Origin of the sequence: Ruminiclostridium cellobioparum subsp. termitidis CT1112 (assembly GCF_000350485.1) — a bacterium.
GTDB classification, from domain to species: Bacteria; Bacillota; Clostridia; order Acetivibrionales; family DSM-1351; genus Ruminiclostridium; species Ruminiclostridium termitidis.
On sequence record NZ_AORV01000022.1, the window covers coordinates 21,220 to 43,846 of the forward strand.

The following is a 22,627-nucleotide window of genomic DNA, read 5'->3' on the forward strand; positions in this document are numbered from 1 at the left end:
TTACTTCACTTTACTTTATTTCTGGAATCTTTAAATCTATCTTTAAGAGCTTAAATATTTTCAGCTCTTGATTTTCCATATTCACTGCATTTTTGCACAAAATTTTCAGCAAACCTGATATTCCCGTAAAAATGCATATGGGGATATCCCGCGGCTACGGTTTCATCTGCAAAAATGCATTCCCATTTTCTCTTTCCGTCAGGTTTGAGAGCCTCAAAAGTACTGCCGTTATTGTCACTGTCACTGTAATGGAATTCATGGGCATTGATGCTTTCCCCCTTCCTGCACAGCAGATTGTCGGTCTTTGCTTTGAGTGTGACATATCCGAATCTTGACAGCCTGTCCTGCATAAAGCTCTTGCCCTTCAAAGCCCCGACCATTGGATAACTGTCCTTACCGGCGTCAGTGATAGACTTCTGCAGATACATAAACCCTCCGCATTCGGCGTAGACGGGCATTTTCTTTTCTATTGCCCATTTTATGCTTGAGAGCATGCTCTTGTTCTCACTCAGCTCTTGTGTATATAATTCCGGGTACCCGCCCCCAAGGATCAGTCCATGGGCATTTTCCGGAATGGCTTCATCCTTTAGCGGTGAAAACAAGGTTAGTTTCGCGCCCAGTTGCTCAAGCAGCTCAAGGCTGTCCCTGTAGTAAAAGCAAAAGGCTCTGTCCATGGCCACTGCTATATTACAGCTGCAGCTCCGGTGTACCTCCATAGGGTCATATTGGATGGACCGCGCTGTCTGTGACAGCTGCAGCAGTCCGTCAATATCAATATACTTCCCGGCATTCTCAGCCATAAGCTCCAGCTTTAGCTTTATATCCTCTATTTCACCCGAAGTTACCAGACCGAGATGTCTGCTCTCAATAACGGCTTCCGGCAATGCCGGTAAAAATCCGTAAACCCTGATTCCGGTTTTCTCCTCAATTATTGGTTTATACATCTCATATAGGGCAGGAGTTACAGAGTTTATTACTACTCCTTTTATGTGATTTTCAGGCATAAAATCCCTAAACCCGTTGATAATAGCTGCAATGGACAGCGACATCCCTTTCGGGTTGACCACAAGAATGACCGGAGCACCGGTAAGCCTTGCCACAGTGTATGTTGAATGACTGCCGTCACCGCCCGGCCCGTCATAAAAGCCCATTACCCCTTCAATAACCGATATCCGGGCCCCCTTTGCATTTTTTGCATAAAGACACTTTACATTGTTTTCCCCGCACAGGAAGGTATCAAGATTGCCTGAACCGGTACCTATTATTTCAGAGTGGAACATGGGATCGATATAATCCGGCCCGCACTTAAAGGCTGCCGTCTTTATGCCTCTGTTAATCAGTGCTTTCAAAATACTGCAGGTAACGGTGGTCTTTCCGCAGCCACTCCCTGTTCCCGCAAAAAGTATGGCATTAAATTTGCCTGTTTCCATGTTTCCCCCCATTACTGCCTGCTTTTCCCCGAAATAACATATACGGGATTGTTGGCGATCATCATGTGGTAATTTCCTGCTTTTTTGGCTACAGCTGAATTAATGCACACAATTTCTGTAGCAAGACCATGCTTTTCAAAGGTGCTAACCGCATCATTAAGGCTTTCAAGGCTAATTGTATTTGCAACTATGTCCACCTGGGGATTTTTAACCCGCAATTCCCGGACAATTTTATCCATATTGCCGCTGCTTCCGCCTATAAAAGCCTTGTTTGGGCGTGGAATTCCGGCAAATACACCCGGGGCAGTCCCTGGAACTACCGTTACATTGAATGCACCCAGTTTTTCACGATTCCTGTTTATAAGCTCCAGTGCGGCATCATTTTTTTCTATGGCAAAAACACTGCCGTTATATGCTTTTCTGGCCATCTCAATTGCCACTGAACCCGTACCGGCTCCAATGTCGTAAACTACGTCATCCGGTTCAACAGCCAGCTTTGACAGCGTTACGGCGCGTATTTCCTCCTTGGTCATGGGTACTTCTCCTCTGACAAAATCCCTGTCATACAATGGAATATGGCAATTGATAAAATCCGGATTTTCCAGCAGCAATACCGAAAGGTCCTCAAAGGTGTTCCCGGCCAGTTCTTTTACCGTTCCCCTGACAATACGTTCATTTTCCATTGACAGGTTCTCTCCAGCAACTGCTTTGATGTGGGACATACCTGCTTCCATCAGGCTTTTACATATCAGATGGGCTTTATTGTCCCCGCCTGTAAGAACGAATACCTTACGGTTGTAGGAAATTGTTCCGGCTATGGAGCCCTGCCTTCCGTGAAGACTTACTGTCTTAATGTCCTCATAGCTTATCCCCTCTTTGGCACAAAAGTACTGCAAACTGCTGATACCGCAGACAATTTCCATGTCTGCCATACCCTCCAGCCTTTGCTGCAAGCTTCCTGCAACACTGAAGAAACCTGTATCCCCGGATACCAGCAGCCCTATGTTTACGCCGTCCGAGGTTTCCAGGACCGAAGGGATATCCTGAATCCTGCACTCCTCAATATTTGCCGCCATACCAGACAAAATTGTTTTATGTCTATGTGTTGTGCTGTATATCCGGTCACAGCTTTTTAATACCTGCAGGGCCCTTTCTGTCAACAGTTCCCGGGCTCCGGGCCCGGAACCTATTATATATAGCTTCTTTTTCATAGCACCTCTCTGATACGGTCGGCAAGAATTCCGGCCAGCCTGGGATCAGATCCCAGGGTACTGCCCAGGGAAATTTTCACTTCGGGATGTTTTGTCTGATATTCATGTATTTCTCCCGGTACATCCTCCCTTATATGAATACCTTCAAAAAGGAAATAGGGTATTACAACTATCTCATCGGCACCCTTTTCGATCAGCGTATCCAGTCCGTTTTCCAGATTTACCTCACAGAACTCCATATATGCTGTTTCAATCATGACTTCCGGCAGCTGGGCTTTTGTCATTTCAGTAACCCGCTCAAGGGTTTCCTGTGTTGTTTTTTCTCTGCTTCCGTGAGCCAGTATCAATATTGCTTTCATAATTGACCTCCCAAACCATTTATGGCTTTGAGCCGCAATAGCGGCCATAAATCGTAATGAATTTTGTTTTATTGCAATACGTGTCTATTCATGCAGCTTTATACCTGTTTTTTGGGCCAGGTATGGTTTTAACTGTTCAAGGGTCAAGCCCTGTGGCCCAGAGGGCCTCTCTATGAGAATCACTGTTACACCGGCAGCCCGGGCTGCCGATATTTTCTCCTCATAGCCGCCGGCGGTTCCGGTATCCTTGGTAACCATAAACCTTGCATCTATTTGTTTTAGCATTGCCAGATTCATATCATGTGAAAAAGGTCCCTGCATGCAGATAAGGTTTTTTCCCTTATAGCCCAGTTTCACACATTTATCAACCACTTCAGGAGCCGGAAGAACTCTGGCATACAGTCTTTTCTGAAAATCTCCCACAGCCGTAAAAGCGTCTAATTCCTTGCTGCCTGTTGTAAGAAGGACATTTCCCTCAACAGTATTCAAAAATTCCGCTGCTGCCCTTGTATCCTCCACAGTAACGACATTACCGGTATTTATAGAGGGTCTGAGTAACCGGATGTATTCCATGCCGGAATTTAAACATGCAGCCTTAATATTTTTTGTAACTGCTTCCGCATATGGATGGGTTGCATCAACTACAAAGGAATAGTCCTTTAAAAGTTCTTCCATCTGCTCCTGTGACAGTCTGCCTGTCCTGATCTCAACCCCTTCGTTAAAGGGCATCACCATCCGGCCATATTCCGTGGCAACACAGGCAGTGACAGCTATCTTATTACTGGCCAGAAATTCAGTAATTTCCCTTCCCTCGGTAGTTCCTGCAAAAACCAGTACCCTCAATTGCATCCCTTCGTTTCCTGATATTGTCATAGCTTACTTCTGAAAAATAATGCGTTGTGCCGGCTAAGCTGGCGCTCAACTTCTCAGTTGGATAATATGCTGATTTGCCGGTACGCGAGTACCGGTTAATATAATTCTATACCCTGTATCCTCTGGAAGTGACAAGCCTGTTATTTATCACCCTTGTATTACTGTTTCCTATAATCACCGTCGTAAACATATCCACCTGCTCTGCTGCCAGTTCTTCAAGTGTAAGGATTTTACTCTCCTGTCCTTCGCGCCCGATATTTTTCACATATCCGCAAGGCGTGCTGCTGCTTATCTCTGACATGATTATTTCACATGCCTTTCTGAGATAATCTCCTCGCCTCCTGCTTGAAGGATTGTATATGCATATGGCAAAACCAGCCCGGGCTGCAAGCCTTAACCTGATTTCTATATCCTCCCACCGGGTCAGCAAATCGCTGAGAGATATAACTGCAAAATCATTTGTCAGGGGTGCTCCCAGCACAGCTGCCGCAGATGCAGCAGCCGTTATTCCCGGAATTATCTCCACCTGTATTTCAAGGTTTCCATATGCTTCAAGCACCTCATATATGAGCCCTGCCATTCCATAAATTCCGGCATCTCCGCTTGATATGACTGCAACCTTTTTCCCCGTGGAAGCTGTCTCTACAGCGTATTTGCAGCGTTCAACCTCCCCTTTCATCGGTGTTGAAAAAGTTTCCTTATCCGGAACCAGATGCTTTATCAAATCAATATATACCTGATACCCAACGATTAAATCACTGTCATTTAATGCTTTCAGGGCTTTTCCCGTCAGCTGTGACGCCTCTCCCGGCCCTGTCCCTATAACATATATTTTCAAGTTGACCTCCTGCATGATTTGCTGTGTGGATTAATACATTTCATTTCCGGACACAATTTCCTGTATTGGCTTCTGTGTATAGCTCTTCCATTTCAGATACCTGAGCAGGTGCTCCTGGATGATCTGCTTTATTTCTCCTATTTCCTTCAAATTGGACTTCTCATAATCGGAACAAAAGTCATCCAGATTGAAGCTCTCAATCCCCGTTATCCCTTTAATATCCGGGTCAATATCTCTTGGCAGTGCCAGATCCACAAAAAATGCAGGTTTTCTCTCAAGCCTCCTCACCATGTCACAGGTTATTGTGTAATGAGGACTCAGGGTGGCACTTATGACAATATCCGAATTTGGCATAAACCCGGCTCTTTCGTCATAGGCTATGGTCTTGCAGCCAAAAGGGACAATTGTGTCACCATACTTGTATTTCCGAAGGGTCACTGTTACCTCCGCTCCTCTTTCAAGCAGTTCCCTGCAGCACAACCTTCCTGTTTCGCCATTGCCTATAACAAGTACCTTCTTTTTATCCAGCTTGTATTTTGCTGCAAGAAAGTTAACTGCACTTTCAGCGGCAGATCCCGGAACAGCCTTTACTCTGACCGTGGTCTTTGCTTTTTTGGCCGCTGTAACCGCAAGTCTGAAAATAGTCTCAAGCGCCGAATCGGTGGCTTTTTCCTCCCGGGCGGTCTGCACAGCGTTTCCAACCTGGGTTATGATCTGGTCTTCGCAAAGTACCATTGATTCCAGCCCGCAGGCCACCTCCATCAAATGTAAGATTGCATCATTGTCATATTTAATATTAAATATATTTGAATCAATTCTTTCTCCTGCATCTGAATATTTGCATAAAAGCTGCACAGGATCCGTTCCGGAAGCATTCTGAGAAGATATGTAAAGCTCGGTCCTGTTACAGGTTGATAACAGAACTGCACCTGAAATGTTCCGGTCCCGTACAATATCTTTCAGTATTTCTCTTATCCTTCCCGCAGTAAAACTGAATTTCTCACGGACATTTATATCTGCCGATTTATGATCCAAATATGCCAGTATTATCCTCAAAGCTGCATCTCCATTCCTTTTGTGCTATGGCGACAGTTATCCCGTTTCTGCTGTATTTGCAGGCCGTCAGTCTCCCGTTTCCTGCCTTCACAGCCGCCCTTTCACATACATTGTCAACTCCCGTAGTCTCCCTTACAAAATCGGATTGTGAAAAGGAGCCCTGCACTTCTGAAAGTTCCCGTGCCGAATATGTATAAAAGGGAATTTTCAAATGCTTTGCAAGCATGATCAGGGCCTTTTCCCCGGCTTTTATATCAATGGAGGCCATGGCACCGACCTCACAGGCTGATATACCGTGACTGCACAGGACTGAGTTTATGACCTCCAAAAGGTTTTCGTATACGGTATTTTTCCTGCACCCAATGCCAATTACATATTGTTTTGGTATAAGGTGTAGCGTGTGAGAAAATTTTTTCTTATACTCCCTTGAAATATAAATGCCTGCATGGGCATTATCACTTGTGTCTATATACTCGGGCAAACTGCCGTCAACAGGAAAATCCGAATACAGTCCGACGGTTTCGCCCCTTAATATGGCTGCCGAGATATACTTAATATTTTCAATATTTGCTATAAAGCAGCCATGTTCTTCCGCCCAGGAGTCCACAGCAAATTTCCGGTTGATATCCGTGGCCGTAGTTATAACGGGCTGAGCCGAAAGAATGTCTGCAAGGCGGACTGCAAGGCTGTTGGCTCCTCCCATATGTCCCGACAGAACAGGTATCACATATCTACCCTTTTCGTCGATGACCAGAACCGCCGGATCACTGTCCTTTGAACGGATATACGGCGCTATGGCCCGAACCGCTATCCCGGCCGCGCCTATGAATATGACAGCATTGCAATTTTCAAAGGCTTTTTTTGTATGCGTCCTTATGTCTTCGGTCAGAAGCATCAAATCGTCCGTAGCATATTTGCAGCAGCCTTCTGCTTCATATCCCAGCTTGAGCAGCTCCTGACGCAGCCTTTTGCACAATATTCCGCCTGCTTTTGTAAAGGAGGTCAGTTGTATTTTCATACTATTTTGAACCCTTTCTGAATTCATGTGTAAAAGCAGGGTCATAGAGTTTTGATCTTTCATATTCGTTTCCGAGAAAATGACCCACCAGGATCAGAGCAGTTTTTGTAATATTATTCTCCTTTGCCGCAGTACTCAATCTGTCAATGCTGGTCCGCACGATTTTCTCATCGGCCCAGCTGGCTTTGTATACTATGGCGGCTGGTGTGTCCGGACTGTATCCCCCCGCCATTAGCCTGTGACTGAGTTTTTCAAGCATGGACGAACTCAGGAAAATAACCATTGATGCCTGGTGTGCAGCCAGCTTTGATATTTCCTCCTTCTCAGGCACCGGAGTCCGTCCCTCCATCCGGGTCAATATTACGGTCTGACTGACCTCCGGCAGGGTATATTCGGCCTTAAGCGCTGCTGCCGCCCCACAGAAGGAGCTGACACCGGGAACCACCGAATATTCTATTCCCTTTTCGGACAGTAAATCCATTTGTTCACGGATAGCACCGTAAATACTCGGATCACCTGTATGCAGTCTTACAATATTTTTATTTTGCCTTGCTCCTGCTTCCATTACTTCTATAACCTGCTCCAGGGTCATTTCGGCGCTGTTATATATACTGCAGCCTTCCCCGGTATATTTCAGCAGTTCGGGATTGACCAGGGAGCCCGCATAAATAACAATATCCGCTGTTTCAAGCAGGTTTCTTCCTCTGACGGTAATCAGGTCGGCCGCTCCTGGTCCCGCCCCTACAAATGTCACCATAATCATTTATCCTTTATAACGCATAGATTTAATAGAAAATTTTTCGGCTGTAGAAAAATTTTCTTACATTAGGCGCGTTTCAACGTGGCAAGATGTCCTGTAGGACACCCTGGACATCTATCGCCTCGTTATAATAATAGTAGAAAAGTAGCTTGAATCATCAGACACATCATCAAGACTCCTGTATATTTTCTCATCCTCCATACTGCAGCATTCCACCATCAGAGCCCTGTCGTACAGCTTCATTTCCTTTAGCCTGTCTTTAATTGAAGCCATACTCCTGCCGCTTTTCATGAAAACCTTTGTACCTTTCAATGCCAGAAGTTCATCTGTGATCCCATAGGAGGCAGGTATTATCATTAGAGCTTCATCCCTGTCACATAAGGATATATTGAGCGCTCCGGCTGAAGCACAGAAAGAGGTGATTCCGGGTATTATCTTTGTTCTATAACCCCTCTCAGACATAATTCTGTTAATATACATGTACGTTGAGTAAATTGTAGGATCACCCAGGGTTATAAATGCCACGTTCCTGCCTTTGGACAATTCCTTCTCCAGCATGTCACAGCTTGTCCCATGTGCCTTGTCTAACACTTCCCGGTCCCTGCTCATAGGCATGGGACAAAACAAAAGTTCCTTATTTTTTATATAATCCCTGACTATTTTAAGGGCAGTCTTTTCACCATTTGTGTCGGGTACTGCAATCACGTCGGCAGACTGAAGTGTTTCTACTGCCTGTAACGTAAGCATCCTGGGATCACCCGGCCCGACACCTACACCATATAATATTCCATCCATTTTAACCTCCATGAGCCACATTTATGGCCATAAAATGTTATGTAAGCAATTATCCTTTATCGCAATGTGGCGAATAAAGGAGGTTAATTGGCCATGTGCGCTTTCAAACTATATCACCCCATATGTCAACTGCTGGTATTTTCCCTTGACAGCATTTCTATCAGCTTACCTGCTCCGGCTGTCCCATAATAGCTACCCTGGGCTGTAAACATTATTACTTCCACCCTGGTCTTGCCGGCAGCTCTCTGATTCAAGTGGTATTCAATCTTTGACATCATACTTTCATACACTTTTGGGGCCAGCCCTGCCTCCTGCAATATGTCATCCATTTCCTCGGTGGTTATGGCCTCCATCATTCTTCTTATGAGCTCCCCTGATGCCCCCGCAAGTGCCGCATGGGCCGTAAATATTTCACACCTGCAGTCTGCTGTCCGGGAATGGGTATTCATTATACCTCCGGCAATCTTGCACAGCTTCCCGGCATGCCCTATCAGCAGGATGTTTTTCACATTCATATAAACGGAATAATCTATGGTCTCACCTATAAAGTTTGAACATTTAATTCCCTTTTCCAGGTCAAGGCCAAACCGCTTTAACGCAAAATCTCTTCCGTAATTCCCCGGTGATATGAGGAGAGTCTCCTGATTTTCTGCCAGCCTGCTGTTTATTTCAACATGAATGGTATCTATCAATGCCTTTTCACTCATGGGCTCAACAATGCCGCTGGTTCCCAGTATTGAAATCCCACCGGTTATTCCCAGCCTTGGATTGAAGGTTTTTTTTGCAACCTCTTCACCGTTTTCGGCAGAGATAAAAACAGAGAAACCGCCCTTGTAATTGTACTTCAGGGCAGTCTCCATCAAAGCTTCCGTTATCATTCTTCTGGGGACCGGATTAATTGCAGCCTCTCCTACGGCACAGGCAAGACCCTTTTTGGTAACACGTCCCACACCTTCTCCGCCCTCGATCAATATACCATTTTCAATTTTTTCAACTCTGGCAAAAATCCTTATTCCATGTGTAACGTCAGGATCATCTCCGGCATCTTTTGTTACGGCGCAGCTGACCCACCCCTGTTGTTTGATTATGTCCTCAACCTGAAGGTTCAGCCTAATACCCTTAGGAGTATCTATAGCAATCCCGGCAATAGTTTTGTCTGTTAAAAGCATTTCAGCACATGCCTTTGCCGCTCCGGTCGCACAGCTCCCGGTAGTAAAACCGCACTTTAATTTCCTGCCTTCTTTTACAACAAAATCCTCCATGATAATAAGCTTACTCCAAATCCTTAATTTCCTGCTGATTTAACAGAAACAATTTTTTTAATTGCCGCTCTGGCCGCTGATATTGTAGCTGCAGTCATATCAACCTCCAGCTTGTCCTCTTTATTCAATATCTCCATCAGGTGCGCTATTCTGGGAAGTCTTAAAGAATGGCTCCTCAAGAGCTCCGGCTTTGACAAAATTTCTTTTACCGCACCTCCCGTTATGACCCTGCCATGATCCATAACATAGGCAAAGTCACAGTACAGCGGAATAATATCCATTTCATGAGTAGCCAGTATGACCGTTATTCCTGTTTTTTCCTTTATTTCCGATAAGAGCTGCAATATCTCGCTTGCTCCTCTGGAATCAAGACCTGCCGTAGGTTCATCCAGTATGATAACCTCGGGCTGCATTACCAGCACTCCTGCTATGGCCACCCGCTTTTTCTGCCCGAAGCTCAAAGCGTGGGTCGGGCTGTCAATATATTCAGCAATACCTGTCTGTGTAATGGCCAGCTCGACCCGTGCCCTCACTTCATCAAGCCCCAGTCCCAGATTCATGGCGCCGAATGAAATATCCTTCCTGACACTTGAAGAAAACAACTGGTCATTGGGATCCTGGAATACTATTCCAATACGCTTTCTCATATCGGTAATGCCTTTTTTATCATACTTTACTCTTTTACCGTCGAAAAAAACCTCACCCGATTCCGGAGTCAACACACCGTTAAGAGTCAGAAACAGAGTTGATTTGCCTGCTCCGTTCCCGCCCAAAACAGCTGTGGTCTTACCTTTGGGAATATTTATATCCACCTTGTCCAGAGCAGCTTTTTCTCCATTATATGAGTAGCTTAGATTTTTCGTCTCAATTATATTCATATATAAAAAAACCTTTCAGTCATGCCTGCGCTTAAAAGCAGTATGATTACCGCAACAGAAGCAATATACATATTTTTGCTGTATGTATATTCTTCATTTATGGTTTTGAACTGCCCATTATAGCCTCTTGATTCAAGGCCTGCATAAATTCTTTCAGACCGCTGATATGCCCTGATAAACAACATGCTTATGATCTCTCCCAGGGAACTCATTGAAGTTTTAAAATTGATGTTGCCCAATCTTGAATCCTTTGCTATTATCATCCTTTCAACCTCTTCCAAAAGGACAAATATGTAACGGTATATCAATTCCATCAGTGTCACGATGATCTGCGGGAGCTTTGTACGTCCCAGCACCTGAAAAAGATCCGACAAAGGAGTATTCAATGAAAGGAAATACATGCAGCTTACAGCGCCAAGAGCTCTTAATACCAATTTCAGACTCAGGTTCAGTGAGCCCGCATCAATTCCATATGCATATTGTCCTACCTGCAATCCCATAAGGAGAGCATGTCCCTGTTCAAATCTGTTGATCAGTATTGTTAAGGTTCCGATAACCATAAAGCCAAGCGGCACCATAATAAATCCCATATATGTGGGCAGGCTCATTTTACCGAATTTCACAGTGGCTACCGCCATAATCACTATGGTCACCAGACTTAGTGCAATTGAATTAAATAAAAGACATATTGCCAAAGGAACCAGTGAAAACAACATTTTTGCCTCGGGACTCACCCTTGATAGGCTTGAGGAATAGGCATATTTATCAGTCAGCATCATCCTTCTATACCTGAATCAGTTTTCCTGCCCGTAAGCCTGCCAAGTACAAAACCGACCAGGCCCGCACCCACTGCTGCCTGAAGAGCGAACAACAGGGATTCTATCTCTCCGCTTGCGGGTTCAAGCAGAGAATTAAACCATGGTTCATAATCCGGATTGATTTGCAGTATCTGTTCCTCAGCCAGGCCATCAGCTCCTGCAAATTCCGCATTCTTCATCAAAAGAGGCGGAGCTGCAAGTAATAAAACTACAACCAGTATCAATATCACATTCTTTTTCCATAATTTCATAACGATATCCTCCTCTTATTAAATGGCAGAAAGCTGTTCCAGTTCTTTTGAACTGTATTTCACCAGCACATTGTAGATCACAACAGTCAGCAGCCCCTCACAAACTGCAAGCGGTAACTGAGTGAAAGCAAAAATACTTATAAACTTTCCAAGGGAAACCATGAATCCGCCTGTGGCATCAGGATACGCCATAGCCAGCTGCACCGAGGTGGTGACATAGGTCATCAGATCCCCGAGAAAAGCGGCAAGGAAAACGGCAAGTCCAGATTTCGCTCCCATTTTTTTAGAGAGTTTGAATATTCCAAATGAAACCAAAGGTCCCACAATTGCCATGGAAAAAGTATTCGCGCCAAGAGTTGTTATACCTCCATGTGCAAGTAAAATGGCTTGAAATAATAATATTATAACTCCAATGACCGACATGGCCGTGGGTCCGAATAATACCGCTCCCAGTCCCACTCCGGTAGGATGTGAACAGCTGCCTGTAACCGAAGGCATTTTCAATGCCGACAGCACAAATGCAAAAGCTCCGCACATGGCCAGCAGTGTAAGATTTTTAGTTGAAGCACTGATTTTCTTTTTGATGGCAAATACGCCTGCTACCAGAAACGGGATACAAAGTGCGCCCCAGCTTATGCACCAGACCGGTGCCAGGTATCCCTCCATAATGTGCATGGCATTTGCGCTTAAAGGGAACAGCAGAAAGAGACTTATTGCCGCCGCAAGACAGACAGCAATCCTTTTAAGACTTACATTATTCATTTTTAAAACCCCCAATAATTTAATAATATTTGCCAAAAAAAATAAAACCTCTATGTTCTTGAAGAAAAGGGTTTTATTTGTAAAAAGAAAAAATAACATAATTTTATGTATTATGGTATTCCGTCTCTTTGACAAACTACACACTTCATACTCTGTGAAGTCATAGCACTCCGCATATTGGCATTTGCAGATAATACAGGCAGGTCTTCCGACTAAGACATCTTTGTCGGTTCTCACCTTCCCAGGCTGATCGCCCAGTGGCATTTGGAAGCTTCATACTAAAAATACAAAGCTTCCGGAGAACCTCCTCCGTCATCACGGCAGCAGGACTGTACGGGATTTTCACCCGGCTTCCCTCTTAGTGCTTAATTTCTTAAGCAACCAGTATTCAAAAATTATTAAATTTTACTAAGGAATGACTAAATTATAAAATCGGTTTCTTGAACCTCTCAAGAAACCTGAAGTTATATTATTTGGTTATTCCCATACCAATTATATCCTAACAAAATCCCTAAAGTCAATTTATACTTATCATATGTGAAAACTGGCAAAACTCCCCTCTTTTTTTGAAACTATCTCAAGCACCGACTTTATTCTCTCTTTTAATTCAGCAACATGTGATATTACACCAACCAGTCTTCCCGTTTTCTGTATATCCACCAGGCATTGTATGGCGCTGTCCAGTGATTCGGGGTCCAGCGAGCCGAAACCTTCATCCACAAACAGTGTATCAAGACTTATACCACCCGAATAGGACTGGACAACATCGGCCAATCCAAGTGCCAGGGCCAGCGAAGCCTTGAAACCCTCTCCTCCGGAAAGGGTCTTCACATGCCTTGACTTGCCGGTATAGTTGTCGAATACCTCCAGTTCAAGTCCCTGCTGGGCACGGCCCTTGCTTTTATCCTCTTTTCTCTGGAGCAAATATCTCGAACCTGTCATTTTCTCCAGGCGAAGGTTGGCAGCTGTAATTATTTCGTCAAAGTATGCGGCAAGCACATACCTTTCAAAGGTCAGTCTCTGGGGATTATCCCCCTTTGTTATTCTTGAAAGCTCTCCTATTATGTTGTATTTCTTTTCGAGCTCCTGAAGGCTGTCCATAATTTTTTCAAGCTGTTCAAGGGTTTTAATATTATTGGAATATCTCGAAAACACTATATTCAGTTTTTCCTGTACTTCGTTCTGATTGGTAAGCAGCTTCTGATATTCCTGTTCCAGAGTACCCACTTCCTGAATACTCATATTTTTTGTTTCTTCCTCGAGATGCTCCAGCATATCCTTATGTGACTTGAGCTTTTGATGATAAATATTGATATCCTCTTGTAAAGAGGCCAATTCCTCCTGGGTTTTTCTCATTGAGGCATAGTGCGAATAGTCCTTAAAGTCCGCGGCCTTGAGCTTTTCTACCAGCAGCTCCTCCAGACTGTCTTTTTCCTTCACACTCTCTTTCAGAGAGGTGGCAGTCACCGCAAGCTCCCTTTCGGCATTGCTCAAGGCTTGTCTGGTTTGTTCCTGAACACGCTCGGCATTTGAGAAATTTGTCTCCATTTCCGCTATAGCTCCCTTTACAGCTTCCGCCGCCGCATTAAGCTTAGATATTGCTCTCATGTCCACGGGCACCTCCTGCTCTATGGCGGCAACTGCTGCACGGGCACGGGAAACTTCCCCGGAAATAGCAGTTCTACGCTCGTTCAGCTTCTTCAGAGCTTCCTCGAACTTTTTGATGCCTTCGGCTGTTTCCTTATATGTATTTTCAAAGTCAGTCCTATTCTGTACCAACTCATTTTTCTCCTTATATTCCGAAATAAGCTCCAGGGTTTCGGCCTTCAGAGCGGCTCCTTTTTTGTTGATCTGCTCCCTGATTTTCCGCATTTTGAGGAATAACAAATCGGTATCAACCAGACCGGCACCCTCAAACTCTGCTGAGGGCAAAGTATCCTCTTCCAGTGCCAAAAGCCTGTTCATTATTTCAAGCCGTTTGCTTTCGAGATTTCCGTTAAGTTCGGACAGTTCTTTTAATTTCTCCGTTCTCTGCTCGCCAAGTATCGTAAACTGCTGCTTCAGGCCCTTAAGCTGTTCCTGTCCGGTTATATCTGCCGGCAGGGCAGCCGGCATGGGGTGCTCGGTGGAACCGCATACGGGGCAGGGGCAATTGTCCTTCAGTGTCTTTGCCATAAGACCTGCCTGTCCGCGTAAATAATTGTCCTCTTCCCGCTCCAGCCTGTTTCTGAAGCTGACATATTCCAGGTCAAAGCTTTCAAATGACAGCTTCCCCTCCTCATATAAGCTGTTTTGCTCAAAGTAGGCTTCAATCAGCTTTTTTATACTGTCCAGCTCAACCAACAGCTTTTTATTGGCTGATATTTCCCTGTCCAGGCGGACACTTTCCGTTTCAGCCGCGTATAGGCTTCTCAGTTTTTCTTCCTGCTCTCTGTAACTGATTCTGGCATGTTCGAGCAGGGATTGGGTTCTGTCCAGCTCCTGCTTTATTTCGCTGTCTTTCCGGGTGGCAGCTTCCAGGGCTTTTATATCTTTTTCGTATTGTATTACCCTGGGAAACATATTGTTCAGCAAGGTCAATTCGGTCTCGTACTTCTTCCTGACAGGCTCTTTTTCCTTTTGAGCCTGAAACTGCTGCTGAGCCGCTTCAAACTCCCTGGAACAGCTCTGAACCTTTTGCTTTGCCTGCTCAAGCTGGCCGGTTTTGAGCAGTATGCTCTGGGCCGCTTTCTTTAACTGTCCGTCGACCTCGGCTATGGGCAAAGCTTTTCTGGAAAGCTCCAGATTAATTTCCTTTTCCCTGAATTCTTCAAGCCGGCTAATGTCAGCATTATATTCTGCCCCCAACTGCTCTTTGTTTGCAAGCTTTTTGTTGATTTCAGCAGCTTTTGCCATCTCTTCCTTCACACTTCCCTGTTTTTTGGCAAGGAGCTGAAGCCGGGAATTCAGTGTATCTAAGGCGGTCCGGTCATGACCGGCGGTTTCTCCGAGCTTTTCAATGAAAAGCACCACATTTATGTTTTTGGCAGCTCTCAGTTCCTCCAGCCCGGGGTACTCACCAGTATCTACGTGTTTAATATGCGTGTCGATCCGGGTCTTTATGTCATGGACTGATTTATAAAGCTCCCTGCTTTCATCATCCAGCCTTCTCTGAATTTCTGCAAAACCTTCCGTTCCGAATATTTTTCTGAAAATCAGTTCACGTTCACTGCTGTCGGCTTCAAGCAGCTTTCTGAATTCGCCCTGGGGCAGCATCACTATCTGCTTGAACTGTGCCTTGTTTATCCCCAGAAGTTCATTTATTTTCTCATCCACATTCACTATTTTGGTCACAAGTGAGCCCTCGGGCAGCAGCAGTTCCGCATCGGCATTCCTTACGGTATACCCTTCACCCCTCAGCTTTTTTTGCTCCTGCTGCGGGGATCTTCTGATTTTATAGTTTTTACCTCTGAGTTCGAACTCCAGTTCTATATATGTCTCTGTTTCAGGCAGGGCAAAATCGCTTCTCAGGCTGTCCCTGTCACGGCTGCTGCCCGAAGCCTCCCCGAAAAGTGCAAAGCTGATGGCATCGAAAATAGTTGTTTTGCCGGCACCTGTAGGCCCTGAAATAACAAATATCTGTTCATTGAGCCTGGTGAAATCTATATGCTGCTCTCCGGCATAGGGTCCAAAGGCACTTATGGTCAGTTTTAACGGTCTCATATTAACCTCCATGAGCCGCTTAGCGGCCAAAAACTGTAATGAAATCTCTCTCCCTCATCCGCTATAAGGCGAATAAAGGAGGTTAATTGGCCATGTGCGCTTTCAAAGTATTTGATAAATACTTTGAATATTTCGCACGGCCATAAATTCACAGGTTAGCTTGGAAGACGAACGCAAGTGAAGTCTTTCAAGCTAACCTCCTTCCTTCTCAACTTCTCCGATTATTTTTGCCATAACCTCTTCTGCTTCCTGCCCCAGGGGCTCTCCCTGAATGGAATCATAAAACTCTCTAAACAGCTCAAGCTTGGTTTTTGATTTATAACCCTGGGAGGCGGAGGTTTTAGAACCCTCTTTCCGGCTCCCGCTTTCCCTTGAAAGCCCCATGATATTGGGATAAACCGCTCTCAGCTTGGAGATTGGGTCTATCAGCTCTCCCCTGTCGGTAAGTACGGCATAAATGTAGTCCTCAGCATTGGCGCTCTTGTAGACTTCCGGGCTGATCAGCTCATTTACAGGTCCCTTTATGATCCTCATGTCCCTTCTGGGAATCAGGTCTATGTGTCTGTGGATTGCATTTCCCTTTTCACCCAGTTCGACCACCGTAACACCTTTCTTTTGCCTGACCTCTGAAAATGAGTATTTCAGCAGGGAACCGGAGTACCTGACATTGTCGTAACCGGCCTTCTGTGGTGCATGCAGATGTCCCAGCGCCGTATAGTCAAACATGCCAAAATAATCCGAATTAACAAATTCGGTACCTCCGATGCTCAAAGGCCGTTCGGATTCGCTTGTGTACTCTGCCGGCCTGCCCATCTGAGTAATATAGCCATGGGTCACCATGATATTCCTCTGACTGGAGTTAAAGGCCTGTCCAATTCTGTCCATGACTTTCTTCATGGCATCATCATGTGTGGAAATCTGATTATCATCATAAATGTGACGGATATTTCTGGGATCGGTGTAAGGCAGAAGATAAAAGTTAACAGGTCCTGATTTATCCTCAAGAGATATGCGGGGTACATTTCCGTCGAATATGCCGGCAATGTGGAGACCGTTGTTTGTCAGTATCCTGCTTGCAAAGGACAGGCGCTCTGCACTGTCGTGGTTTCCGGCTATTGCCAGAACGGGTACCTGCATTTCCAGCAGAAGCATGTTGAATACTTCATCCACCAGTTCAACCGCCTCAACAGGGGGAATGCTCCTGTCGAATATATCTCCGGCCAGAATAAGCGCATCGGGCTTTTCCCTTTCCACCACAGAGACAAGCTGCTCCAATATATACTTTTGTTCCTCCAGCATACTGAACTCATTTACAATTTTTCCAATATGCCAGTCTCCCGTATGTATTATTTTCATACTAACCTCCTCATTTTAAAATGGGGACGGCAGGACGACCTTGATTCCCGCCTTTATTATTTCAAAATCTATTGTTTTGGCAGAAACTATCTCCCCGTCGATATTCAGGCAAAGTTCCTCTTCGCTCTCAATTTTGACCCTCTTACCCCTTCTGAAGCTTACCTGCCTGATCACACCATGCTGCCCCTTCATATACTTTGGAAAAAGATTGAGTATTTTTAAACGGCTCACTTCACCGACAAGGCATATATCCAGCAGCCCGTCGTCAAGTTCCGCTGCAGGTGCGGGAATTATTCCCCCGCCGTAGTATTTTCCGTTGGCAACTGCCACCAGAAGTGCCTTCATGTTTATTTTTTCACCGTCTATGTCTACCTTGACAGTGCAGATCTTGTGCTTAAACACTGTATATATGATTGAAAGCAGGTATGCCATACTTCCTGTTATCCCGGGCTTTTTCTTGAACATTATGGCATTGTATACCACATTGGCATCAAAGCCTATGGAGGATATATTTACAAAATATTTATCATTTACCCTCGCCAGGTCGATATCTTTCTCTATTCCATTTATAGTTCGGGTTATTATGCTTTTTACATCGGTTTCAGAATGCAGGCTGCGTATAAAATCATTTCCCGAACCGGTGGGTATTACTCCAAGTGAAGCTGAAGTTCCCGCTATTCCGTTTACTATCTCATTTACCGTTCCGTCTCCGCCGATGGAATACATCCTGCAATCGCCTGTGCCTGAATGTGCTCTGGCAATTTCGGCAGCATGTCCGGGATAGTTTGTTACTTCTATAATAAATTCATCGTTTTCCTTGTCTTTAAAACATTCCTGTATGAATGGAATCAGTTCCATTGATCTGCCTTTTCCCGCCGCGGGATTAATAATAAAGATGTGTTTCATGAGACCCCCAAAATAATGTGCTTGACTGCCATGTTTTATATTTTATCATAATTAATTTTTTACTTATAGATGCAGATAATTTTGGCTTTCAAGTATTTTCAGCAGCTGCTTTTCGTTAAGAGCGGTGGAGATCCCCTCCTCATGCCAGTGGTTTTTACAACCGCAGTAATCCAAAAGGACACACTGGGGAGCAACTCCTTTTTCCACCAGCATCCAGCCGCCGGAAATCAGGTTCAATACACAGGATACACCTATGACGCCGGCATTTTCCGGGAACAGTGACTCATCAGTTTTTGTGGAAGCAATGGAGGATTCGTGGGGAACTATTCTCACTTGAAAATTTTCCTTTTTACCGAGCCTGGTCAGATTGTTTACCTGACAGCCGGCCGAGCAGCCTGCGCAAACGTAGCCTCTGCCCGTGGATCTGGCCTGGCATTTTCCGGCCGAGGGTTTCGTTATGCAATGGGGCAGCAGCAATACCTTCTCTTTCCTTCCAATAAAATCAGCATGGTATATCCTGTTCATGATCTCGGCCCCCACCATATTCAGATGGTATTCCACAACCGGACTTCCGCAGAAAATATAATCCTCTTTCCAGCGATGTTCGGGCCATTTGCAGCCAATAAAGTCCTGAACCCGGGAAGTGTACACATCCAGCGCTGCCATGCCTTCTGTCCGGAACCATTCTGCAAAGGCGGCAGCTGATGCTATGATACCGGCCGAGTCTTTTTTATTGAGCTGCTTCAAGTATTCCAGCCAGGCTTCCAGCCGTTTTACCTCCTGCTTGAATTCACCGGTTGCTCTAAGGAATACCAGCAAAGTTTCAAGATTTTTCGTATTTGTATCTACAGCAGTTTTTTCGTATGATTTTTTTGAAATAAAAAGGGTGGCCAGAAGACCTTTAATTTTATTCAGAGTGAGCTTGAAACGGTCCGCCCCGTCCCTCCAGTCATTCACCGTCGTCAGCAGTCTGCCCGGGACTCCTTTTAATTCCTTTGAGGCGTCTATATATACGTTCCAATAAACTCCCATAATAAGCAGTTCCAAAAGTCCTTCTTCAAAGGAAGAAGGTTTTGCAGCATGCTTCCAGGTGTGAAATGAGCACACCTGGAATTTCAGCATTTGTTCACCCTTTTGCAGTACCCTGTCGGTAAAAGCCGCTATTGAGAGATAGTATTTATCAGAGGATACCCGGTCCCTCTTTAGAGAATATGTTACAACATCCATAAGATAGGTCTCCATTATATTTTTCAAATAAACTGCGTTCTCAGCTCTGTCTGTGCAGCTGGCGGAATTCAGAAGGTGTTACCCCTTCATGCTTTTTAAAAACCGAGCAAAAATAGCTTGTATCGTTATATCCTGTCTTTTCTGCGATATCCCCGACTGTGGCATCTCTCTCACGAATCAGCAGCTCCTTTGCCTTTTGCATTCTCAGCAGGGTCATATATACAAACGGCCTCATTCTGAAGGTTTTGTTAAAAAGTCTGCAGAGGTACTGCGGAGAAGCATTTATGGTGCCGGCCATTTCCTCAATTGAAGGATTTTCAGAGTAATTGTTCTCAATAAATTTAATAACAGGCTCCAATTGCCTCAGCTTTGAGACCCCAGTCGCCTCTTCCTCCTTCATTTTGTGCCTGCGCAGCTCTATGAGAAGAGTGTACAGTTTGGCAGAACACTCATATCCCATTATCAGTCCCTTGGAGGAGGCAGCCAGGTAAATTTCGTTGATAAGATTATCCAGCACTTTCAGATCACCGAAACTTAAAACTTCATAACTGTTAAAACCAAGCGCAGCCATCAGAAGCTGAACTCCCTCTCCGTCAAAGGTTACCCAGTGTGTTTCCCAGGGCTCTTCCAGGGCATAGTATTCATGAGGCACTCCCGGAAAAAGCAAAAATCCGATATTTTTATGTACAATATATTCCTTGTTGTCTATAAGCAGCTTGCCGGCTCCCCTCACACAGTGTATCCATTGGTAGTCGGTGTAGCCATTGGGCCTTTCTATATGGTCCTGATTCCTGAGACCTCCAACACCCTTTACATAGTATGGCAACTTATCCTCTTCGGTTATCAAAGCAAAAAGGTAATTATTCATAGTTTAAGAACGTCCCATCGAGTTTCATATATTCATATAAGTATAATATACTATTATAGAAACATGCACAATAGTATTTTATAATGTAAATATAATTATATACAGCAATATAAAAGGTCTCTAAAAACACGTAATTCCATTAAAATCCTATAGAAGGGAGAAATTATGGGTAAGTTTATTTTAAATATAATTCACAGGCCGGAAATGGTTCCCGAATATGCCGAAAAAGTTACCGGCCAGGGTAAAAAAGAGGATATCTCAAGAAAAAGTCTTCTCACCGAATCATTAGATATCTTCAGGCTTCAGCAAAAAATCGCTCACGATAACGGGTTTAAAACAACCATTCAAATGACCTATGCAAGTCTTTTCAATGAGGAGGCCGTTGCATTGGCGAAAGAACATCATGAGAAATACGGTGATGAAATAAGTCTTACGCTTCTCGGTCTACCCTGCAAGGAATTCAGGGAAAAATACAAGACAAAGGATTTCTGCATATGGATGTTTTCAATGGAGGATAAAAAATCCATTGTTACGGATGTTTTTGAAAAATTCCATCAGGCGTTCGGTTTCTATCCTACTTCAACAGGTTCATACTATTTGGACGCCGAGCTTACCAATTATATAAAGCAGCAATATCCCATGGTGACATGTGCCGTTGCCACATGTTGGGAGGAAGGTCCGAAGGCCTACAGAACCTGTAATAACTCCTGGTACACTCTATTTGACGGAGGCCCGTGGAATCCCTGGATACCATCCAAACAGAATACACACTCCCCTGCCGCCAATGAAGCGGAAGACAGCGGCATAGTAGCTATCCCGCACCTTTCAAGAGATCTTCTGGCCTGCTTCGACGGAAACGGCTCCAACTTCGGAACTCACCCGCAGAATGTATTGAGAGGTATGATCTATAAGAACGGAGAATATCCCTACCTTTATAATCTCATTGATCAATACAGATCACTTGCAAAATACAACAACGGGTATGCTTACAACATGATGTTTGTCGGCCCGGGCTGGATGAACAAAATGGGACGCTGGGAAGCCCCGTATGAACTGCTTGTGAAGAGTTATGAAGATGGTATGGCTTATTATGCCGAACTCCGTGACAAGGGCGAAATTGAAGATATGACCATGACTGAATTTGCCTGCTGGTACCGGGCAAATAAAACCTACACCGAGCCGGAGTGTGCTCTATGGAAGGACATACTGTATGGGTCAGAAAAGCAGCTGTTTTGGTATGTTGATCCTTACCTCAGAACCTGTGTGGATATGAATCAGGGCGGAGCGCTTATTGATCTGAGACCTTATGTTTCAAAGCTTGATTGGCCTGTGGGTATTGGTACAAAGCATGTACAGGACGCATCATATCCCTTCCTTATCCAATCCATGTACAGAGCAGGTTATTTCACCCATTATGCAGGCGAGGGTACCATTAAGAGCTGCAAGGTAAGCTATCAGGGAGAAGAAGTCGACCTGTGTCTTTGCAGAACTAAAGCCAGGTTTTCACAGGAAGGTAAGGACAGAATCCTGACTCTTGATCCTGTAGAGATAGAATTCAGTGACCTTACCATAAAGCTTGTATCAACTTTTACCTTTACCGAGGGTACAGGTAAAATTAAAATATCCAGAAAAATAATTGAGATGAGCAATCCTGACGCGGTTGTTCACATAAACGAGTATACTACAGCCTGCTATGGAACAACAGAGTACCCTGAGGATATGTACGGAATTATTCTGAAATGTATAGGTAAAAACGACGTCAAGGAAATCGTTTACAAATATAAGTGCCGTGAAGAAAGTGTTTTAAATGCAAGGAAGGTTGAAGCCGTGGTTCCCCAGATTGACACCAGACTTTCAATGACTCCTGTGGTCGATGGAGTTGAAGGATATTTCAGAGAAGGTTATGCCTTCTCTCCAATGTTTACCCTTGGATTAACAAAGAATATTTCTAATAACGAGGAGATGATCACATGTCTCAATCTGGAAAAGGCAGACTGAATTACAGATGCCCCTCCTGCTTTATGAGGGATCTGGATATTGATATGTTTTATGACAAGGACAGGGATGAATACTATTGTCTTAGGTGCCAATACACAGGCAATGAAAAGGATGTCCTTGAAAAAAACGAAATGGCACGTTTCAGATACAGAAACATGCTCAAGAGAATAACAACTTTTGATTAAGTAAGAACTGTCATCGGACTAAAAGCCAGAGAATAAAAATATCTCTGGCTTTTATAAATTAAAATGCATTAATA

The 22,627-nt window shown here is 44.5% G+C and carries 21 protein-coding genes and 1 riboswitch; of the genes, 2 read left to right on the top strand and 19 right to left on the bottom strand.

Annotation, left to right across the window (positions count from 1 at the left end; translation table 11 throughout):
• Positions 1 to 50: 50 nt before the first annotated feature.
• From CTER_RS05815 to CTER_RS05905, 19 genes are all read right to left on the bottom strand, one after another.
• Positions 51 to 1,430, bottom strand: coding sequence for a cobyrinic acid a,c-diamide synthase CobB (locus tag CTER_RS05815; RefSeq protein ID WP_040760444.1), 1,380 nt, complete (start codon positions 1,428 to 1,430; stop codon positions 51 to 53).
• An 11-nt stretch (positions 1,431 to 1,441) separates the two neighbouring features.
• Positions 1,442 to 2,641, bottom strand: coding sequence for a bifunctional cobalt-precorrin-7 (C(5))-methyltransferase/cobalt-precorrin-6B (C(15))-methyltransferase (locus tag CTER_RS05820; RefSeq protein WP_004624414.1), 1,200 nt, complete (start codon positions 2,639 to 2,641; stop codon positions 1,442 to 1,444).
• Positions 2,638 to 3,000, bottom strand: coding sequence for a sirohydrochlorin chelatase (locus CTER_RS05825; RefSeq protein ID WP_004624440.1), 363 nt, complete (start codon positions 2,998 to 3,000; stop codon positions 2,638 to 2,640). The genes CTER_RS05820 and CTER_RS05825 overlap by 4 nt, the downstream gene beginning before the upstream one ends.
• Positions 3,001 to 3,084: 84 nt before the next feature.
• Entirely contained in the window at positions 3,085 to 3,873 is a 789-nt protein-coding gene (cobK, locus tag CTER_RS05830; protein WP_051066531.1) for a precorrin-6A reductase, read from the bottom strand.
• Positions 3,874 to 3,979: 106 nt separating this feature from the next.
• Complete coding sequence (cobJ, locus tag CTER_RS05835) at positions 3,980 to 4,711, bottom strand: precorrin-3B C(17)-methyltransferase (protein WP_004624396.1); 732 nt, start codon at positions 4,709 to 4,711, stop codon at positions 3,980 to 3,982.
• Between the two features lie 30 nt (positions 4,712 to 4,741).
• Entirely contained in the window at positions 4,742 to 5,767 is a 1,026-nt protein-coding gene (gene hemA, locus CTER_RS05840) for a glutamyl-tRNA reductase (RefSeq protein WP_004624401.1), read from the bottom strand.
• Positions 5,736 to 6,785: a cobalt-precorrin 5A hydrolase gene (locus CTER_RS05845; protein ID WP_004624418.1), complete on the bottom strand. Its 1,050-nt coding sequence runs from the start codon at positions 6,783 to 6,785 to the stop codon at positions 5,736 to 5,738. The genes hemA and CTER_RS05845 overlap by 32 nt, the downstream gene beginning before the upstream one ends.
• 1 nt (position 6,786) lies before the next feature.
• Entirely contained in the window at positions 6,787 to 7,542 is a 756-nt protein-coding gene (gene cobM / locus CTER_RS05850; RefSeq protein WP_004624447.1) for a precorrin-4 C(11)-methyltransferase, read from the bottom strand.
• A 117-nt stretch (positions 7,543 to 7,659) separates the two neighbouring features.
• Positions 7,660 to 8,340, bottom strand: coding sequence for a precorrin-2 C(20)-methyltransferase (gene cobI, locus CTER_RS05855; RefSeq protein ID WP_004624320.1), 681 nt, complete (start codon positions 8,338 to 8,340; stop codon positions 7,660 to 7,662).
• A gap of 125 nt (positions 8,341 to 8,465) precedes the next feature.
• Entirely contained in the window at positions 8,466 to 9,602 is a 1,137-nt protein-coding gene (cbiD, locus tag CTER_RS05860; protein WP_004624455.1) for a cobalt-precorrin-5B (C(1))-methyltransferase CbiD, read from the bottom strand.
• A gap of 23 nt (positions 9,603 to 9,625) precedes the next feature.
• A complete protein-coding gene (locus CTER_RS05865) occupies positions 9,626 to 10,480 on the bottom strand; it encodes an ATP-binding cassette domain-containing protein (protein ID WP_004624358.1) in 855 nt (284 codons plus the stop codon).
• Positions 10,477 to 11,259, bottom strand: a complete 783-nt coding sequence (cbiQ, locus tag CTER_RS05870; RefSeq protein WP_004624383.1) for a cobalt ECF transporter T component CbiQ — start codon at positions 11,257 to 11,259, stop codon at positions 10,477 to 10,479. Before cbiQ ends, CTER_RS05865 begins: the two co-directional genes overlap by 4 nt.
• Positions 11,256 to 11,549 carry an energy-coupling factor ABC transporter substrate-binding protein gene (locus CTER_RS05875; RefSeq protein WP_004624374.1) on the bottom strand — a complete coding sequence of 98 codons (294 nt, stop codon included), beginning with the start codon at positions 11,547 to 11,549 and terminating at the stop codon, positions 11,256 to 11,258. The genes cbiQ and CTER_RS05875 overlap by 4 nt, the downstream gene beginning before the upstream one ends.
• A gap of 18 nt (positions 11,550 to 11,567) precedes the next feature.
• Positions 11,568 to 12,311 carry an energy-coupling factor ABC transporter permease gene (locus CTER_RS05880; protein ID WP_004624375.1) on the bottom strand — a complete coding sequence of 248 codons (744 nt, stop codon included), beginning with the start codon at positions 12,309 to 12,311 and terminating at the stop codon, positions 11,568 to 11,570.
• A 181-nt stretch (positions 12,312 to 12,492) separates the two neighbouring features.
• Positions 12,493 to 12,712: riboswitch (cobalamin riboswitch) on the bottom strand.
• A gap of 130 nt (positions 12,713 to 12,842) precedes the next feature.
• A complete protein-coding gene (locus CTER_RS05885) occupies positions 12,843 to 16,013 on the bottom strand; it encodes an AAA family ATPase (protein ID WP_004624384.1) in 3,171 nt (1,056 codons plus the stop codon).
• A gap of 192 nt (positions 16,014 to 16,205) precedes the next feature.
• A complete protein-coding gene (locus CTER_RS05890; protein WP_004624361.1) occupies positions 16,206 to 17,369 on the bottom strand; it encodes an exonuclease SbcCD subunit D in 1,164 nt (387 codons plus the stop codon).
• Between the two features lie 15 nt (positions 17,370 to 17,384).
• A complete protein-coding gene (locus CTER_RS05895) occupies positions 17,385 to 18,275 on the bottom strand; it encodes a diacylglycerol/lipid kinase family protein (RefSeq protein ID WP_004624349.1) in 891 nt (296 codons plus the stop codon).
• Positions 18,276 to 18,338: 63 nt separating this feature from the next.
• Entirely contained in the window at positions 18,339 to 19,502 is a 1,164-nt protein-coding gene (locus CTER_RS05900; RefSeq protein ID WP_004624328.1) for a DUF116 domain-containing protein, read from the bottom strand.
• A 40-nt stretch (positions 19,503 to 19,542) separates the two neighbouring features.
• Complete coding sequence (locus CTER_RS05905) at positions 19,543 to 20,370, bottom strand: AraC family transcriptional regulator (protein ID WP_004624340.1); 828 nt, start codon at positions 20,368 to 20,370, stop codon at positions 19,543 to 19,545.
• 165 nt (positions 20,371 to 20,535) lie between these two features.
• Between CTER_RS05905 and CTER_RS05910 the strand changes: the two genes are divergently transcribed.
• Together CTER_RS05910 and CTER_RS05915 are read left to right on the top strand one after the other, a co-directional pair.
• Positions 20,536 to 22,368: a hypothetical protein gene (locus tag CTER_RS05910; RefSeq protein WP_004624449.1), complete on the top strand. Its 1,833-nt coding sequence runs from the start codon at positions 20,536 to 20,538 to the stop codon at positions 22,366 to 22,368.
• On the top strand, positions 22,341 to 22,553 hold the full coding sequence (locus tag CTER_RS05915; protein ID WP_004624408.1) for a hypothetical protein: 213 nt from the start codon (positions 22,341 to 22,343) through the stop codon (positions 22,551 to 22,553). Before CTER_RS05910 ends, CTER_RS05915 begins: the two co-directional genes overlap by 28 nt.
• The last annotated feature ends 74 nt before the right edge of the window (positions 22,554 to 22,627 follow it).

Bases quoted from the DNA above. Each gene is read 5' to 3' on its own strand.
- CTER_RS05815 (WP_040760444.1), bottom strand. From the start codon at position 1,430: ATGGAAACAGGCAAATTTAATGCCATACTTTTTGCGGGAACAGGGAGT.
- CTER_RS05820 (WP_004624414.1), bottom strand. From the start codon at position 2,641: ATGAAAAAGAAGCTATATATAATAGGTTCCGGGCCCGGAGCCCGGGAA.
- CTER_RS05825 (WP_004624440.1), bottom strand. From the start codon at position 3,000: ATGAAAGCAATATTGATACTGGCTCACGGAAGCAGAGAAAAAACAACA.
- cobK (WP_051066531.1), bottom strand. From the start codon at position 3,873: ATGACAATATCAGGAAACGAAGGGATGCAATTGAGGGTACTGGTTTTT.
- CTER_RS05845 (WP_004624418.1), bottom strand. From the start codon at position 6,785: ATGAAAATACAACTGACCTCCTTTACAAAAGCAGGCGGAATATTGTGC.
- cobM (WP_004624447.1), bottom strand. From the start codon at position 7,542: ATGGTGACATTTGTAGGGGCGGGACCAGGAGCGGCCGACCTGATTACC.
- cobI (WP_004624320.1), bottom strand. From the start codon at position 8,340: ATGGATGGAATATTATATGGTGTAGGTGTCGGGCCGGGTGATCCCAGG.
- cbiD (WP_004624455.1), bottom strand. From the start codon at position 9,602: ATGGAGGATTTTGTTGTAAAAGAAGGCAGGAAATTAAAGTGCGGTTTT.
- CTER_RS05865 (WP_004624358.1), bottom strand. From the start codon at position 10,480: ATGAATATAATTGAGACGAAAAATCTAAGCTACTCATATAATGGAGAA.
- cbiQ (WP_004624383.1), bottom strand. From the start codon at position 11,259: ATGATGCTGACTGATAAATATGCCTATTCCTCAAGCCTATCAAGGGTG.
- CTER_RS05875 (WP_004624374.1), bottom strand. From the start codon at position 11,549: ATGAAATTATGGAAAAAGAATGTGATATTGATACTGGTTGTAGTTTTA.
- CTER_RS05880 (WP_004624375.1), bottom strand. From the start codon at position 12,311: ATGAATAATGTAAGTCTTAAAAGGATTGCTGTCTGTCTTGCGGCGGCA.
- CTER_RS05885 (WP_004624384.1), bottom strand. From the start codon at position 16,013: ATGAGACCGTTAAAACTGACCATAAGTGCCTTTGGACCCTATGCCGGA.
- CTER_RS05890 (WP_004624361.1), bottom strand. From the start codon at position 17,369: ATGAAAATAATACATACGGGAGACTGGCATATTGGAAAAATTGTAAAT.
- CTER_RS05895 (WP_004624349.1), bottom strand. From the start codon at position 18,275: ATGAAACACATCTTTATTATTAATCCCGCGGCGGGAAAAGGCAGATCA.
- CTER_RS05900 (WP_004624328.1), bottom strand. From the start codon at position 19,502: ATGGATGTTGTAACATATTCTCTAAAGAGGGACCGGGTATCCTCTGAT.
- CTER_RS05905 (WP_004624340.1), bottom strand. From the start codon at position 20,370: ATGAATAATTACCTTTTTGCTTTGATAACCGAAGAGGATAAGTTGCCA.
- CTER_RS05910 (WP_004624449.1), top strand. From the start codon at position 20,536: ATGGGTAAGTTTATTTTAAATATAATTCACAGGCCGGAAATGGTTCCC.
- CTER_RS05915 (WP_004624408.1), top strand. From the start codon at position 22,341: ATGTCTCAATCTGGAAAAGGCAGACTGAATTACAGATGCCCCTCCTGC.